Annotated in this window: 15 protein-coding genes; 11 read left to right on the top strand and 4 right to left on the bottom strand. The window is 70.2% G+C overall.

Features of this window, described 5'->3' with window-relative positions:
• The first annotated feature begins 139 nt into the window (after positions 1–139).
• Positions 140–1057, top strand: coding sequence for an NAD(P)H-binding protein (locus ACZ7P3_RS25765; protein WP_472085405.1), 918 nt, complete (start codon positions 140–142; stop codon positions 1055–1057).
• A gap of 181 nt (positions 1058–1238) precedes the next feature.
• Positions 1239–1418 carry a hypothetical protein gene (locus ACZ7P3_RS25760; RefSeq protein ID WP_472085404.1) on the top strand — a complete coding sequence of 60 codons (180 nt, stop codon included), beginning with the start codon at positions 1239–1241 and terminating at the stop codon, positions 1416–1418.
• Positions 1419–1596: 178 nt separating this feature from the next.
• On the opposite strand, the gene ACZ7P3_RS25755 is transcribed toward ACZ7P3_RS25760, so the two are convergent.
• Positions 1597–2205: a histidine phosphatase family protein gene (locus tag ACZ7P3_RS25755; protein ID WP_472085403.1), complete on the bottom strand. Its 609-nt coding sequence runs from the start codon at positions 2203–2205 to the stop codon at positions 1597–1599.
• Positions 2206–2991: 786 nt separating this feature from the next.
• Here ACZ7P3_RS25755 and ACZ7P3_RS25750 point away from each other — a divergent pair.
• Positions 2992–3441: a spore-associated protein gene (locus ACZ7P3_RS25750; protein ID WP_472085402.1), complete on the top strand. Its 450-nt coding sequence runs from the start codon at positions 2992–2994 to the stop codon at positions 3439–3441.
• 309 nt (positions 3442–3750) lie between these two features.
• Here ACZ7P3_RS25750 and ACZ7P3_RS25745 read toward each other — a convergent pair whose 3' ends face one another.
• Positions 3751–4428 carry a macro domain-containing protein gene (locus ACZ7P3_RS25745; protein WP_472085401.1) on the bottom strand — a complete coding sequence of 226 codons (678 nt, stop codon included), beginning with the start codon at positions 4426–4428 and terminating at the stop codon, positions 3751–3753.
• A 192-nt stretch (positions 4429–4620) separates the two neighbouring features.
• Here ACZ7P3_RS25745 and ACZ7P3_RS25740 point away from each other — a divergent pair, with 192 nt between their 5' ends.
• Positions 4621–6237, top strand: a complete 1617-nt coding sequence (locus tag ACZ7P3_RS25740; RefSeq protein ID WP_472085400.1) for an ADP-ribosyltransferase domain-containing protein — start codon at positions 4621–4623, stop codon at positions 6235–6237.
• A 918-nt stretch (positions 6238–7155) separates the two neighbouring features.
• Positions 7156–8118 (top strand): alpha/beta fold hydrolase, encoded by a 963-nt coding sequence (locus ACZ7P3_RS25735; RefSeq protein WP_472085399.1) that lies wholly within the window; start codon positions 7156–7158, stop codon positions 8116–8118.
• 131 nt (positions 8119–8249) lie between these two features.
• Here the strand turns inward: ACZ7P3_RS25735 and ACZ7P3_RS25730 are convergent, their stop codons facing one another.
• Complete coding sequence (locus tag ACZ7P3_RS25730) at positions 8250–8651, bottom strand: PPOX class F420-dependent oxidoreductase (protein WP_472085398.1); 402 nt, start codon at positions 8649–8651, stop codon at positions 8250–8252.
• Between the two features lie 333 nt (positions 8652–8984).
• Between ACZ7P3_RS25730 and ACZ7P3_RS25725 the strand changes: the two genes are divergently transcribed.
• Together ACZ7P3_RS25725 and ACZ7P3_RS25720 are read left to right on the top strand one after the other, a co-directional pair.
• Positions 8985–9245, top strand: a complete 261-nt coding sequence (locus ACZ7P3_RS25725) for a hypothetical protein (RefSeq protein ID WP_472085397.1) — start codon at positions 8985–8987, stop codon at positions 9243–9245.
• Between the two features lie 240 nt (positions 9246–9485).
• Complete coding sequence (locus ACZ7P3_RS25720; RefSeq protein WP_472085396.1) at positions 9486–9767, top strand: hypothetical protein; 282 nt, start codon at positions 9486–9488, stop codon at positions 9765–9767.
• 156 nt (positions 9768–9923) lie between these two features.
• Here the strand turns inward: ACZ7P3_RS25720 and ACZ7P3_RS25715 are convergent, their stop codons facing one another.
• Entirely contained in the window at positions 9924–10673 is a 750-nt protein-coding gene (locus ACZ7P3_RS25715; protein ID WP_472085395.1) for a TioE family transcriptional regulator, read from the bottom strand.
• A gap of 58 nt (positions 10674–10731) precedes the next feature.
• Between ACZ7P3_RS25715 and ACZ7P3_RS25710 the strand changes: the two genes are divergently transcribed.
• From ACZ7P3_RS25710 to ACZ7P3_RS25695, 4 genes are all read left to right on the top strand, one after another.
• Entirely contained in the window at positions 10732–11934 is a 1203-nt protein-coding gene (locus ACZ7P3_RS25710) for an erythromycin esterase family protein (RefSeq protein WP_472085394.1), read from the top strand.
• Positions 11935–12051: 117 nt separating this feature from the next.
• Positions 12052–13365: a hypothetical protein gene (locus tag ACZ7P3_RS25705; RefSeq protein WP_472085393.1), complete on the top strand. Its 1314-nt coding sequence runs from the start codon at positions 12052–12054 to the stop codon at positions 13363–13365.
• A gap of 191 nt (positions 13366–13556) precedes the next feature.
• Positions 13557–13862, top strand: coding sequence for a GNAT family N-acetyltransferase (locus ACZ7P3_RS25700; protein ID WP_472085392.1), 306 nt, complete (start codon positions 13557–13559; stop codon positions 13860–13862).
• 90 nt (positions 13863–13952) lie between these two features.
• Positions 13953–14756 (top strand): thioesterase family protein, encoded by an 804-nt coding sequence (locus tag ACZ7P3_RS25695; protein ID WP_472085391.1) that lies wholly within the window; start codon positions 13953–13955, stop codon positions 14754–14756.
• Positions 14757–14839 lie beyond the last annotated feature (83 nt).

The raw sequence follows: 14839 nt of genomic DNA, 5'->3' as shown, positions 1-14839 counted from the left end.
GGTGGACGCTGTTCCGCGGTTCGGGGGTCTTCGCCGCGCTGCGGCGGCGGCTGCACGGGTGACCCCCTGGTCAGCCCCTAGGGTGGGATCGTCCCGAGCGGGCCGGTGCTCCGGTCCGGAAAGGCAGGAGGCGATCGCCGTGCACGTCCGACCCGTTCTTGTCACCGGTGTTGGCGGCGGAGTCGGCGGAGTCGGGCGCACGGTCCTCGACCGGCTGCATGCCCAGGACGTGCCGGTCCGGGCTCTGGTGCACCACGACGACGACCGGGCCTCGGCCCTGCGGGCCATGTCTGGCGTGGAGGTGGTGGTCGGCGACCTGACACGTGGCGCCGACGTGGTGGAGGCGCTGGCGGGATGCCGCCGGGCTTACTTCGGGATGAGTGTGTCGCCCGTCTACCTGGAGGCCGCGGCGACGGTCGCAGCGGCCACGCGGGAGGCCGACGGCCTCGATCTGCTGGTGAGCATCTCGCAGATGACGGTCTCGCAGATGGACCTCACCAGAGATGCCGAATCCCGGCAGCAACGACTGCACTGGCTCGCCGAGCACGTCCTCGACTGGTCGGGGGCACCGGTCGTCCATGTGCGGCCCACGGTGTTCATGGAGAATCCGCTCTTCGCACGGATCGCTGTCGCCTCGATCCTGCGAGACGGCACGATCCGCCTCCCGTTCGGCTCCGCCCGCACCTCGCCGGTCGCCGCCGACGACGTCGCAGAAGTCATCGCACGTCTCCTGCTCGCCCCGACTCCGCCGCCGCCCGGTCGCGTCTACCAACTGACCGGGGCGCACTCGCGTGACATGGCCGCCATCGCGGCCGAGTTCGCCACTGTTCTGGGCCGCGCCGTGACCTACGTCGACGTGCCGTACGAGGAGTGGCTGGAACATGATCTGAAGAGGGCGGACCTGCCACCCCACGTCTTCGAGCACATCGCCACGATGGCGCGGCTGCACCGCGAGAACCGGTACGACCGGGCCACGAACGACGTCGCGGAACTGCTCGGGCGCCCCCCGCTGGGCTTTGACACCTTCATCAGGAACACGCCCGCCCTGTGGCCCTAGGTCTGCCCGGCCGTACCCCGTTTCGGCACCTCACCGCCCTCCGCGCACCAGCTCTCCGGAGGCGGCCCCTCGCTGGTCGATGGCGCACCGCGCTCATCACCATGCGTGACGGTCCGAGATGCGGCTGCCGAATCCTGATGCAAGTCTGGGCTCAATCCCCCCACCCAAGGAGTGAACCCCGATGGGTATGAAGGACGAAATGCAGGCCAAGGCACAGAAGGCCAAGGAAAAGGCCCAGCAGGCCAGGCAGCAGGCACAGCAGCGCGGTGAGCAGACCCAGGGCAAGGCTTCCGAGGACCGGCAGCAGGCACGTCAGCAGTCGATGGACGACATCCAGGACGAGTTCGACGACCACACCTGAACTGGGGTCTCACCCCGCGTCCGTGGGCCTCGCTCCCGAAGCCCGGCACGCTCAAGCTCCCTTCACCGCAGTCACGGTGGGGGAGCTTGTGCGTGCCGTCGGGTTGTGCGCCGGACCGTGCAACAGCTCGGAGGAACCGTTCCCCTGAAAGTGACCTGTCAGGGCCTGTCCGCAGCCCCTATCCGCAGCCGACGAAGATCGTCTCCCGGGGCAGGCTTGATCGTTGTCCGTGGCCCGGGCGGGAAGGAGAGACCTGATCACTCTCGGTGTGTGCGCGGGTTGCCGATCGTGACAGGACCCACCGCGGGGCCTCCTGGGGACTGGCGTGGCCGAGCCGGACGTCCCAGTAGCCGCCTCGCCAGGTAAGGACGATCGCGGACAGGGGCGGCACAGCCAAATGCCAGAACGCTCTTGCCGGTACGGCCAGGGCGTGAATGAGCGCGGCCCTGACAACGGCTGCTTCGGTGACGGCCACGGCGACGCCCGTGTCGGGCGCCACGCCGCTCAGCCAGTCCGCCGTCCGGCGGCACAGCTGGCGCACGGACTCACCGCCGTGTGGCGCGGCATCCGGGTCCTTGAGCCAGGTGGTGAACCCATGAGGGTCGTCCGCGGCGACCTCGTCGACGGTACGACCGCACCACTCGCCGAGGTCGAGATCGCGCAGCGCAGGCTCGGGCACTGCCGCCAGGCCGTAGGCGTCAGCGGTCTGCGAGCAGCGGATCGAGGGCGCCCGGACGGACGGCCCGCGGAGGGGGAACGCTGCTCCCGCGGCGCTGGCCATACGCATGCCGCACTCACTCAGAGGTGCGTCACCAAGGAGCGGATCCAGGGCGGCGTCACCACCGGGCGCACACAGAAACGTCAGGCGGATCGTCATGAGACCAACCTCCTTCTTGGCCCGGCACGCCTCCGGACGGTGCGAGACCACGCAACGGTCACTCGATCAGTCGGGCTGGTGCGGTGGTGGCGTGAGAGCTGCACCACCGGTCCACACCGGAAGATCCCGGTCCAGGCAAGGACCGACGGCCCGGCCCGCAGGACGAGCAGGGCACCCGCAGGACGAGCAGGACAGCGGAGCGACCCCGTGCCGCCATGGCAGCGGACGGAACCGGCGACGCCACGTCGTGACCCATGTGATCCAGGGTCGGCGAGAGCCTTCCGCCGCAACATCCGCCAGGTGTCCGGAACCACCCCGCCGACTGACCGGTGCGGCCCCGCCGCCCCGCCGACCGACTGGCACCGCCCAGCCACTCGGCCGACCGGCTGGTGCAGTCCCGCGCCGCCCCGGGAGGGGCGGGCGATCGGATCCGCCGGGTCCGGCCCGACGAGGCCCTCATCCTCGTGATGGACAGGGACGCATATCGAACACTAGTTCGCTACACGGAGCGCCGAGACGGCCTGCACTGGAGGATGGGAGAGGCCATCGGGCGCGCATCACCTGATGTCCCGAATCCGGGTCGGCCCCAATCCGGGTCGGTCCGAATCCTCCCGCGAACCGGTGCACAACCATTTGCAACCCTTGCGGGTCACACAAGACAGGAGCAACCACCTCCAAGACCCGCACGGAGGAAATATGGGATTCACTCGTTCCGCCCTGGCAGCCACCGCGTTGGCGGCCCTTTCGGTGGGAGCCACGACCGCCTTGGCGGCGCCCGCCTCGGCCGCGGCCAACACCACACCGCAGAAGGTCTGCGGAAGCGGCTACAAGACGGTGAACTCGGCGCCCGTCGGTTCGCTGGGCAGCGTCTACCTGACGTACAACTCCTCGAACGGCAAGAACTGCGTCGCAACCATCCGCAACAACCCGGGCGCCGCCGTGGCCATGTCCGCGTGGATCTACGTCCCCGACACCGACCAGGACGACGAGGACTACGGGCAGTACACGTCGTACGCGGGACCGACCTACGTCTACGGCAAGGCTCACTGCGTCGACTGGGGCGGAGCCATCAACAACGTGTACGTGCAGGTGTCCGGCTCCAATTGCGCCGCTCTCAAGGAACACCGGCTCACCTTCACCCGCTGACCCGCACTTGCACGGCGCCGGCCGGCACGCTCCAGCGCCACCGGCCCTCATGACCCGGCCGTGCGGAAACGCCGTCTGACGCCTCATCGGCACGCCCCCACGTTCCGCACACTGCGCGGGAACCGTCAACGGTCCGGCTCGCCCTGGCAGAACCCACACTGTTCCGCCAGGGCGAAACGCACACGCGATCCCCCATCACGAACCAGGGTCACCGCGCGTCGGCGAATCGGCCGTCACCTTCGAGGCGTTCCCCACGCCAAGGGTACGCCGCATGCCGGAGGTGCGCCGCAGGGGCGGTCGAGCGTCTCGTCAGCGGCGCTGTGCGGCACGCTTGGGCGGCACTATGCGGACCCGCCTCTCCACGGGCGCGCTCTCGATGTCGTCGAGCTGCGCGACGATCGTGCTGCGCAGGTCGTCGTAGTCATCGAAGGAATAGTCGTGGAAGAGGGTGTAGCCCGTCCACATCAGGTTGGCGCACACCCGCGCCGGCACCCGGCCGGTCTGGGCGCCCATGCCGACCAGTGCCACCGACCGGATGCTCCCCGGCGCCTTCCTGTTCTGCTGGTGGATCGCCTGGAACGCCGCGGCACAGGCCAGCGCCACGTTCAGGGTCTCGCTGACGTTCTCCGACGACGTCTCCATCGTCGGAGTCGAGATCAGGAATCTCGGCTTGATGGCCCCGGACGCGACGCACACCGCGCTGCCCACCGGCAGCGTGCCCGCGAACTGACTGCGGATCGCCCTCTGCACGCGCAGTTGGATCCCCGCGCCGAGATACCGCTTGATGACCGCGTCGACCCCGCCGTCCATCCGGCCCCGCGAGTTGGTGGGGCTGACCCAGGCGTCGACGTCCTCGTCGAGCAGTGAGCCCTCACGGATCTCGATTTCGGGGGTGTCGGCGAACGCCGCCCGCCACGCCTCCACCACCGCGGTGTTGATGTCGGTCAGGACCACCCTGAGAGGCGACTGCACGCGGTCTACGGTCATGGTTCACTCCGATCGGGAACGGGTCACTCAACTTCTCGGAACGCTACAGCGCCCCACTGACAGAGCAGCCGCCCCGCCCGGCACCCGGCCCTCGAACCGGAGGCGGCTGTCAGTGGGCTGACATAGCCTCATGGCCACTTCACCGATCACTGCATCCACCAGCGCAGTCCGACGATTCGGAGTCCCTTCGCCATGAGCGACGCCCACACCCCTGCCACGCCCGACCCGAACGACCCGCTGGCCCTCACGGAGTTGTTCAAGGGCGGCGGTGAACCGTGGCTCGGCCTGCTGAAGCCGGTCATCGAGGCGCAGTCGGACGCGGCCGCGTTCATCGGTCCGGGTCGCAGCCCCGAGGTCGTCCCCGTCCGTGAGCTGACCTTCCAGGCGCTCAAGCCCCACGCGCCGCACAAGTGGAAGGTCGTCGTCTTCGGTCAGAACCCGTACCCACGGCCGGAGAGCGCCACCGGCATCGCCATGTTCGACAACACCTTCCACGACTGGAAGGACAGCCAGTTCGGCAGGGTGGTCAGCATCCGCTGCATCATCAAGGCTGCGGCGATGTGGAAGTACGGCATTCCCAAGAAGACCCCGATAGCCGACATTCGGGCGCTGCTGAAGAAGCAGGACACCGTCCAGCCGCCGGAGTGGTTCCAGGCGATGCTGACGCAGGGCGTACTGCTGTTGAACGCGGCGCTGACGGCCAACAGCGACGGTGCGATCGGGACCGACCGGCACACCGCGTTCTGGCGGCCGGTCGCCGAGCGGATCGTCGAGGAGATCCTCAAGGCCAAACAGAACGCGGAGGACGAGGACCGTGGGGTCGTCTTCGCCTGGTGGGGGGCGCACGCCCGCAGCCTGAAGAAGGTCGTTCTCGAACTCCAGAAGAAGTACCCGGAGGTCGAGGTCCGGCACATCGACCACGCCAATCCCGCGGCGCAGGGTGACATCTTCTGCGACGGCGACCACTTCGAGATGGTGAACGCGGCCCTCGCGTCGCTGGGCGCCGACGCGGTCGACTGGCTGCCGAGCACGGGTTGGAACAGCCTCGCGGCGGACACCGGCGGGGCCGACGGCGATGTCGCCGACCGTATGGGCGTGTTCATCGCGTCCACCATGGAACTGCACCAGCTGTACCTCGACCGGCTCTCCGGTGTCAGGGACGAGGGGCTCGTCCTGCCCGCGATCACGGGCGTGTTCGAGACCCCGCTGATGGACTTCCGTGAGGCCGTGGCTCCTGTGGCCGCGTTGCTGTCCGGGCTGGGCTGGCACGTCGACCGGTCGTACGAGTTCGGCAAGCGGCGGGCGGACGAAGCGGCGGGCGGCCTGTCCGCCGACGCGATCGCCGCCCTCTACCTCTACACCTGCGAGTCCGCCTTCTACCGGGAGATCAACGCCATCCTGCGCTCCCCCGACCGGAGCAGGCTCGTTCCCTACCTGCCGTATCTGCGGCTGCTGTTCTCGGCTGTGTCGCACCTCCCGGCCCGGTCCGAGCCGTTGTGGCGCGGAGTGTCACTGGACCTGCGTGCGCAGTACCCGCTCGGGCGGACCGTGACCTGGTGGGGTGTGTCCTCGTGCACGTCCGAGCTCGGCGTGGCCAAGGCGTTCCTCGGCAGCCGCGGCAAGCGGACGCTGTTCGAGGTGGTCCCCGCCCGGGCCGTGGGCATCCGCAGCTTCTCCGCGTTCACCGGCGAGGAGGAGTTCATCCTTCCGCCCGGCACCCAGCTGAAGGTCACGGATGTCAGAGCCGAGCGCGGCGGCCTGTGCACCGTGAAGCTGACAGAGCTGGAGGAACAGACCCTGGTGTCCTGACCGGACCCCGGCGCCCTGAGCCACCCCGGACGGGGTGACTCCCGGGATACAAGCGCGCACCAGGTGCTCACACTTCGGCGCCGGGGCGCACTGCGGCCCCGCCCAGGGGGCCGGGCGTGGGTGCACCCAGGGGGCCGCGCGTGAGTGCGCCCCGTACGGGGGTCCTCGCACTCGAAGCCGATCAAGTCCGGGGGAACGGGCGCCGCCCCGTCCCCCGCCTCCAGTAAGGCGACGAAGTCCCGCGCCCCGCCGGGGGACCGGAACCGCTCGGACCGGGGCCCGCCCTGGGGGCGCTCGTCGGTCAACGAGATGGCCAGGCCCCGGTTCAGGAAGGCCAGTTCCCTGAATCGCTCCGCCAGCACGGTGAACGAGCACTCCGCCGTCCCGAAGATGTCGGTGTCGGGCCGGAAGGTGATGGTGGTCCCGCTTCCGCTCGCCTCTCCCGTGGCGGCGGGCGCGGTGACCTCGACTCCGCGCTCGTACTCCTGCAGCCGGCACACCCCTTCGCGCCGTACCTCGGCCGTCAGGCGGCTCGACAGCGCGAGCCCTCAGCCTATGCGGATCCGCGAAAAACTCCAGGTCAGAGCCGATGTACCGAGGGCACGGGCGGGCGGGTGAGACGCTGCTGGACGGCGGGCGGCCCAGGGCTCGCGCAGCACGGCCGCAGCGCGGCCGGGGGCCCGCAGAAGCCGTGTACGACCCCGTTCCCAGCGGTCCCGAGGCCGCCAATTCCGGTACCTCACAAGCCCGCTCGGAACGCCGCGTCCGCCTGCAGCACCGCCGCGCTGTTCTGCCGGGCGAGGACCACCGTCCGTCGCCGGCGATCGCGTCCGGCCGGCCTTCGGCCGCGGACGAAGACTGCGTCCGCGAGGTCTGCTGATGGCACGCGTGAAGATCACGGCGCGTACGCTCGTGTTCATGGTTGAGCATCGATTGGTTGACGTGAACGGGGTTCGACTGCACATCGCCGAGGCCGGCGCAGGCCCTCTGGTGGTGCTCCTGCACGGCTTCCCCGAGTCCTGGCACTCGTGGCACCACCAGTTCGCTCCCCTGGCCGAGGCCGGGTTCCGGGTGGTCGCCCCGGACCAGCGTGGATACGGGCGCAGCGACCATCCCGACGATGTCGAGGCCTACAGCATCCTCCACCTGGTCGGCGACGTCATCGGTCTGATCCGTGCACTGGGCGAGGAGAAGGCGTACGTCGTCGGGCACGACTGGGGTGCGCCGGTCGCCTGGCACACCGCACTGCTGCGGCCGGACATGGTACTCGGGGTGGCCGGCCTGAGCGTGCCGCCCCCCTTCCGGGGGACGCAGCCTCCGCTGGCCGCCATGGACAAGATGTTCGACGGCCGCTTCTACTGGAACTACTTCAACCGCCCCGGTGTCGCCGACGCCGAGTTCGCGCGAGACACCCGGACCGCCTTGCGCAAGTTCTTCTACTGGGCCTCGGGCGACGCTCCCGACGCCGGAGCGGGTAAGCAGCCACTGGTCGACCCCGTGCAGGGCTGGCTCGCGACGATGCCCGACCCCGACGTGCTGCCGAAGTGGTTCACCGAGGACGATCTCGACTCGCTCACGGAGAGTTTCTCCGGGGGCTTCACCGGGGCCCTCAACTGGTACCGCAATCTCGACCGCAACTGGGAGCTGACCGCGCCCTGGCAGGGCGCCGTCGTCAGCGTGCCCGCCCTGTACATCTACGGCGACCGCGACCTGGTTCCCGCGTTTCCCGGTACGCCGGAGCTCATCGAACGGCTCCCCGACCTCATGCCCAACCTGCGGCGCCCGCCGCTCAAGCTGGCGGGCTGCGGACACTGGACACAGCAGGAACGCCCGGCCGAGGTGAACGCGGCGCTCATCGAATTCCTCCGCGCCTGTCCCTGATCCGCCTGTACCTGATCCGCCTGTCCCACCGCCGAACCTGCCGTCCGCGGCCCGGCCCACCCGCCGGCGCCGCGGCCCGGCAATGCCCCCCACGGTCGCGTCGGGCCGGCCGGATCGTCCCCGGTCCGCGGTCAGCCGCGGGGGCTGCTGATCCGTTCGGGCCGGATCACGTAGATCACCCGGACCTGGTCTCGGCCGCCGTACCACGGGTAGGGCCCGCCGAGGTACTTCTGCGCGAGCGCTTCGATGTGGTCGACCGCTCCCTCGGTGGTCACCCGCACCACACGGCCGCGGATCTGGACGTAGGAGGCGGGGTCCGAGGGGTCGGCGACCGCGACGGCCACCCGAGGATCGCGCGCGATGTTCCGGGTCTTCTGATGCGACTCGACGCTGTTGATCAGGACGTGCTCGCCGTCGGTGTCGACCCATGTCTGAGTGAGTTGCGGCGAGCCGTCGGGCATCGTCGTGGCGATGTAGCAGGTGCTGGGGCGGCGCAACAGAGCCACGAGGTCTTCGCCGAGGGGCACGGACACAGGAGTTCTCCAAGGGGCGGTTCGGTGAGTGCTGGGGGCCACGGTAGTCATGGCGGAGGAGCAGGTGCTTCCTCGCCCCCCCGGCCCTGCGGCGGACGGAGGAGCCGACGCTTCCCCGCCCTCGCCCTGCGGCAGGTCAACGCCCGGTTGGTGTGGGCATCGGCGACGTCCGGCGCGCGTGTCGGAACCGGGGCGGGGAGGCCGGCGCGAGGGAGGGGGAGACGGAAGGCGTCACCTGGGGACGGCTGGGGCGTTGGCAGGGCAAGCAGGCGACGCCCTCCGGTCGGGTCGGAGGCACGTCATGCCGTCGGAGAGCCCCTTCGAAGGATCCAAATGACCAAGTCATCCCGCATCGCGGCCATCGCACTCCTCGCTACCGGTGGCCTCGGTGTCTCCGCGGTCGGCGCCACGGCAGCCGCTCCCCGTGTCGGGTCGCCTCCGGTGGGCAGCCTGGTTTCCGGCCCCGTGCAGTTCCCGCCGCCCATGGGTGGCGCCCCTGACGGAACACCCACCGGTGGAGTCCTCGACAACCTTGCCAATCCCGTCGGCTTGGGTCCCCTCAACGTCGCCGTCCCCGCAGTGGGTCTGCTGTAGTCGCGCAGCGCGGCGTCGACCGGCGCGAACGCCGCCGCCCTGTCCGTGCGGCCCCGGTGCAGCAGGGCTTCCACGGCGGCCGCGAGTAGCTCCTTGCGCCACGGCGGCGCTCCGTCCTGCCGCAACACGGGATGCGATCGTGCGACCATCGGCCGAATCGGCCCTACGGCGCGTCGCTTGGTCGACCTTGACGCCCCGCAGCGGCGTGACCTGGGGCGATCCGGTGTCGTTGACCCGGCTATGAAGAAGATCAGCGCGTTCGCCGCGCTCACCATCGCCGGTCTCGCACTCGCCACCCCGGCCCACGCCGGCGGAGTCGGCAACGCCGGCGGCGGCCCCACCAGTACCACCAGCCACCGGAGCCCCCTCACCACCGGCCTCTGCAAAGAAGCACTCGCAGTGGTCCCCGTGGCCGCGCCCTGGACCGGCGACGCGGTGAACGACGCCTGCAACAACCGCGACCACACCGACCACGCACGCAACTGGTACAAGCTGCCCGATTCCGCGTCCCCCCTGCAGTGAACACGCGCCGGCGACTGCCGGCGAAGACCGTCAAGGACGCCGACCAGGACTCCGGGGCGCGTCCTTCGGGTTCCGAAGGACGCGGCAGCGAAGGGCTCGACGCCGACGGGCTTGGCACCGAAGGGCCCGGCTGTCTCCCGGCCGAGGGCCGAAACCTCATCCGCGCTCGCGGAGGTACGCCTCCAGCTCCGCGGCCCCGGTGAGCATCGCCCGCCCGCGGGCGGACAGCCGACCGTGCCAGTCGCTCAGCGCGGCCTCCAGCGGCTCCAGCCCGCCTGCCGCACGCACCTGGGTGATCAGCGGGGCGATCTGCTCCAGCAGATAGCCGCCCCGCCTGAGCTGGTGGGCCAGTCTGGCGTCCCGCACGTCGGCCTCGTCGTAGACGCGGTACCCGGTCAGCGGGTCGCGGCGGGGGCGCACCAGACCGGCGCGCTCCCATTTGCGCAGCGTCGCGGGACGGATTCCGAGCTTCCCGGCCAGCGGCCCGATGAAGGTGCCGCCGGGCCCGGACACCGCGGCAGGCTCGGTCCCCACACCCGGCTCGGGTGCCGTGGCGGGCTCCAGGTCACGGAGCGCACTCTCCACGGCCTGGAGGGTCCGCCGGTCGTCGAGGAGCTGGGCGTGGCTCTCGTCGATGAGGTGGAACGCCTCGTCGACCGCGCCCTGGTTCACGGCCCGCATGATCGATGTCGCCGTGCGGTGGCCGTGGCCGGGCACCAGGGCGAGAAACGCGCGCAGGGCCCCGGCGTGCAGCGGGGTGTAGGTGCGGTAGCCGTGGGGTGTGCGACCGGCGGCCGGAAGGATGCCGGCCTCCTCGTAGTTCCTGACCGCCTGCGTGGACAGACCGTGCCCGCGCGCCAGATCAACCGGCCTGAGTCGCTCACCGTTTTGAAGGTTTTGCCGCATGGAACGGACGGTATCGCGGAAAAGTTTCAACCGAAGGTTCAACGATACCGTTGAATGCATGGCCAATGACATCAAGGACACCGTCCATGCCGTCGAAGCTGCCGCCGTCATGCGGCTGTTCCCGGCCCGGCCCCGACTGCTGGCCCTGGGCGAACCCACCCACGGCGAGGACGGTCTGCTCGGCCTGCGCAACGAGCTCTTCCGGCAACTCGTCGAGCAGGAGGGCTACCGGACGATCGCGATGGAGAGCGACTGCATGATGGGCCTGGTCGTGGACGATCACGTCACCTCGGGCACGGGCACTCTCGACGAGGTCATGGAGCGTGGATTCAGCCATGCCTGGGGCGCCTTCGCGGCCAACCGCGAACTCGTGCGCTGGATGCGCGCCTACAACGAGGGCCGGCCCGCGTCCGATCGGCTCCGCTTCGCCGGTTTCGACGGCCCGCTGGAGATCACCGCCGCCGCGAGCCCCCGGCAGACCCTCACCGCACTCCACGGCTACCTCGCGGCCCGGGTGGACGCTGACCTGCTGCCCTGCACCGGAGGGACGCTCGACCGCCTGCTGGGCACCGACGACCGGTGGACCGATCCCGCCGCGATGACGGACCCGGCCCGGTCCGTGGGACAGTCGGCCGAGGCCGGGCAGTTGCGGCTGCTCGCCGACGATCTGGTGGCACTGCTCGACGCGCAGACGCCGCACCTGCTCGCGGTGACCTCGCGGGACGACTGGGACCGGGCGCGCCTGTACGGGCGCACCGCGACCGGCCTGCTGCGCTACCACTACTGGATGGCCGACCCCTCACCGGCCCGCATGACGCGGCTGTGCGCGCTGCGGGACTTGATGATGGCCCACAACCTCCTTGCCGTCGCCGCTCGGGGTCCGGCACTCGTCCACGCCCACAACTCCCATCTCCAGCGGGAGAAGAGCCGGATGCAGATGTGGGAAGGGCCGGTGGAGTGGTGGGGCGCGGGTGCGCTGGTGAGCGCCCAGCTCGGTGAGGAGTACGCCTTCGTGGCGACGGCCCTCGGCACGATCCGGCACCGGGGCGTGGACGCCCCGCCCCCGGACACCCTCGAAGGGCTCCTGTACGCGCTCCCGGAGGACCGCTGCGTCATCGACACCCCGCGGCTCGCCACCGCCCTCGCCGACACGCGGCCCGCGCCGCGCGTGTCCCCGTACTACGGCTACGCCCCGTTCGACCCGGCTCACCTGGCCGGAAGCGACGGGATCGTGTACGTCAGGGACGTCCCACGGAACTAGCGCTGCTGACATGGGGAGTCCGTGCATCGGAGGTGACACGGCGGTGCAGCGCGGCGGCGCGGCGTGGACGCAACCGCCTGAGTGCCCGCTCCGGGGATTGAGATAGCGTCAGCCGACATGACCAACAGCATGTTCTTGACAAGTCGCCGGTGGGGCGGGGCAGCCGGTGCGTTTCTCGCCCTGCTGCTCTGCACCGTCACGCTGTCGCTGGCCCATCCTGCGGCCGCTGCCTCGGTGCTGGCCCCGGTGACCGTTCATTCCGGCGAATACACCATGCGTGCCGGGGACTTCGAGAATCGCGGCGCGGCGATCCGCACGATAGAGGCGTCCGGAAACGTGTCGGTGCGTACCTCGCCCGAACAGATCCTTGCCGACGGCGGCCACGCGGGCCGGCCGGCACTGTGCCACGACACCAATCTCGACGGCTCGCTCAAGTACGACGGTTTCTGCTGGAACCAGGCCGACGACACGTCCTCCGACTGGACGCCCCAGGGGCTGACCGGCTCCCACGACGCACAGCCCGGCGGCACCTGGAACGGCCACTACCTCTACATCGCCTCCTGGCACTACGCGCACACGGGCCAGGACAACGCGTACGCGCGGATCACCATCGCCGAGTCGACCGGTACCTCGGTCACCTACCAGCACGTGCTGCTCGTCGACCCCTACTCCACCAGCACCACGAGCGCCACCTTCCGCGCGGTGGGCGGCGCGGGCGACATGCCGCAGAAGGACGTGCTCAGCGGCCACGCCGACGGTGTCACCTGGTACGGCAACAAGCTGTTCGTCGCCACCGGACACCAGATCCAGGTCTACGACCTGCGGCACCTGTGGAAGATGAGCGACACCGGCTCCGCCTCGGTCGGGGTGGAGGGCGACGGCGGCTCCTCGGCGCACTACAGCAACTGGGCCCTTCCCATGGTCGGCGCCTACTTCACCGGCAATGCGGGTGACCCGTGCAACGCCGACGAGCCGTGTCTGACCTCGCTGAGCCTGGACCGCAGTTCCACACCGGACGCCCTGGTCACCACCCAGATCGCGGACCACGGCGGCGGCCCCCTGATGCGCTGGCCGCTGAACGCGAGCACGGCCCTGCCCGACACCGACACCGCCGGCGACACCACGGGGACACTCACCGCCTCCGCCGTCTACAGCGTGCCGATCTGGAAGGTGCAGGGCGCTGCGACGGACGGCACGTACTACTACTTCAGCGGCGAGTGCCCCGAGACGGCGGGCACCACCGACTCCGACGTGCCGTACTGCATCCACCGCGCAGCCGTCGGCGCGGCCCCGCACGTCCTCACCCACGCCCCGCCGCTGACCCAGAACCTTTCCTACGCCCCCTCGTCCGGGCGCCTGTGGGGGCTCAACGAGCGGATGAACACCACGACCGGAAAGCGTGTGGTCTTCTCCTTGGTGCCATCCGCCTGAACCGACCGGGAGCGGAGCGTGCAGACCCAGAGCAGACTCGGCCTCGGCCGGCCCCGACGCTGTCCTGAAGGGCGCGAAATGAGGAACGCACGCTCCGCAAAGCGGCCCGCCCGATGACTCGGCAGCCGAAGCGGCGCGGAGCCCGTACAGACACGCCGGCCGCAGCCGCCGCGACCGCATACTCTCCGCCCGTGGACGAGACCGCTGCACGGCTCGAGGTGACCGCCACGCAGTCGGCCCCGGCTCTCCTTCTGCGGCCGTGGCAGTTGACGGACACGGCCGACCTGGTCGAGTTGCACCGGGACCGGGCTCTGCGTCGCTGGACGACTTCAGCTCTGGACGACGAGTCGAGCGCGGCGCGGTGGGTTCGGGCGCAGCAACGGGGACGGGAAGCCGGTGATCGCTTCACATTCGCCGTCGTTCAGCCCCAGACCGGGGGCAAAGAGGCGCAGTTGCTGGACCGCCCGACTCCCCCGCCCGACGCTCTGTGCCACTGATCACGATGACGTACAGGGCCGACGGTCCCTAAGATAGGTGAATGGTGCATGTATCCCGTGCACTGCTGCCTGTCCGAGGAGACGAATCCCGTGACCACCGGCATCGTCGCGCGCGAGAGCTACTACGAGCGGACAGGTGAGCGCCTCTACAAACCCACGGCTCACGCGGGGGGTGCGTGGAGCACCGCCGAACAGCATTTCAGCCCGCTCGCGGGGCTCGTCGTACACGCGATCGAACGGCACCTGGCGACGCGCCCCGGGGATCTGACGCTCGCGCGGATCAGCTACGACATCCTCGGCCGCATCGCCCTCGACGAGTGCGAGATCACCGTTGAGACCGTCCGCCCCGGCCGGACCATTGAACTTCTCGAAGCGACCGTGGTCATCGGCGGCCGTCCGGTCGTCCGCGCCCGCGCCTGGCTGCTGGCGGCCCTGGACACCTCGTCCGTGGCCGACAGCCCGCACGAGCGCCTCCCTGCCCCCGAAGAGCTCACTCCCTGGGCGATGAACGAGGTGTGGGACGGAGGCTACATCTCGTCCATCGACGTCCGCCGGATGCCTCCGGCCCGCAGGGGCCGTACGGTGGCCTGGCTGTCCTCGCTCGTCGACCTGGTGGCGGGAGAGCCGAGCAGCCCCCTCGCCTCCTACATCGCGCTCGTGGACACCGCGAACGGCATCGCCGTGCAGCAGGACCCGACCACGTGGATGTTCCCGAATCTCGATCTGACGATCCATCTGCACCGGCAGCCGCAAGGCCCGTGGACCGGCCTGGACACCACCGTCACCTTCGGCCCGTCGGGACAGGGGCTCACCAGCAGCGTCCTGCATGACATCAACGGCCCCGTCGGCCACGCCGAACAGATTCTCACGGTCCGGCCGCTGGCCCTTGGCTAGGCTGATCGTCCCGAATCACCTCACGGACCGGATCAAGATGCCTGCGTAGTGCCGGGCGGCCAGGCAGACGGTACCTGCCGCTG

This window comes from Streptomyces sp. NPDC107581, assembly GCF_055657175.1.
This window is presented reverse-complemented; position numbering and strand designations above follow the sequence as displayed.

Bases quoted from the DNA above. Each gene is read 5' to 3' on its own strand.
- ACZ7P3_RS25745 (WP_472085401.1), bottom strand. From the start codon at position 4,428: ATGACCGTAGACCGCGTGCAGTCGCCTCTCAGGGTGGTCCTGACCGAC.
- ACZ7P3_RS25705 (WP_472085393.1), top strand. From the start codon at position 12,052: ATGACCAACAGCATGTTCTTGACAAGTCGCCGGTGGGGCGGGGCAGCC.
- ACZ7P3_RS25735 (WP_472085399.1), top strand. From the start codon at position 7,156: ATGGTTGAGCATCGATTGGTTGACGTGAACGGGGTTCGACTGCACATC.
- ACZ7P3_RS25740 (WP_472085400.1), top strand. From the start codon at position 4,621: ATGAGCGACGCCCACACCCCTGCCACGCCCGACCCGAACGACCCGCTG.
- ACZ7P3_RS25755 (WP_472085403.1), bottom strand. From the start codon at position 2,205: ATGCGTATGGCCAGCGCCGCGGGAGCAGCGTTCCCCCTCCGCGGGCCG.
- ACZ7P3_RS25715 (WP_472085395.1), bottom strand. From the start codon at position 10,673: ATGCGGCAAAACCTTCAAAACGGTGAGCGACTCAGGCCGGTTGATCTG.
- ACZ7P3_RS25750 (WP_472085402.1), top strand. From the start codon at position 2,992: ATGGGATTCACTCGTTCCGCCCTGGCAGCCACCGCGTTGGCGGCCCTT.
- ACZ7P3_RS25720 (WP_472085396.1), top strand. From the start codon at position 9,486: ATGAAGAAGATCAGCGCGTTCGCCGCGCTCACCATCGCCGGTCTCGCA.
- ACZ7P3_RS25710 (WP_472085394.1), top strand. From the start codon at position 10,732: ATGGCCAATGACATCAAGGACACCGTCCATGCCGTCGAAGCTGCCGCC.
- ACZ7P3_RS25760 (WP_472085404.1), top strand. From the start codon at position 1,239: ATGGGTATGAAGGACGAAATGCAGGCCAAGGCACAGAAGGCCAAGGAA.
- ACZ7P3_RS25725 (WP_472085397.1), top strand. From the start codon at position 8,985: ATGACCAAGTCATCCCGCATCGCGGCCATCGCACTCCTCGCTACCGGT.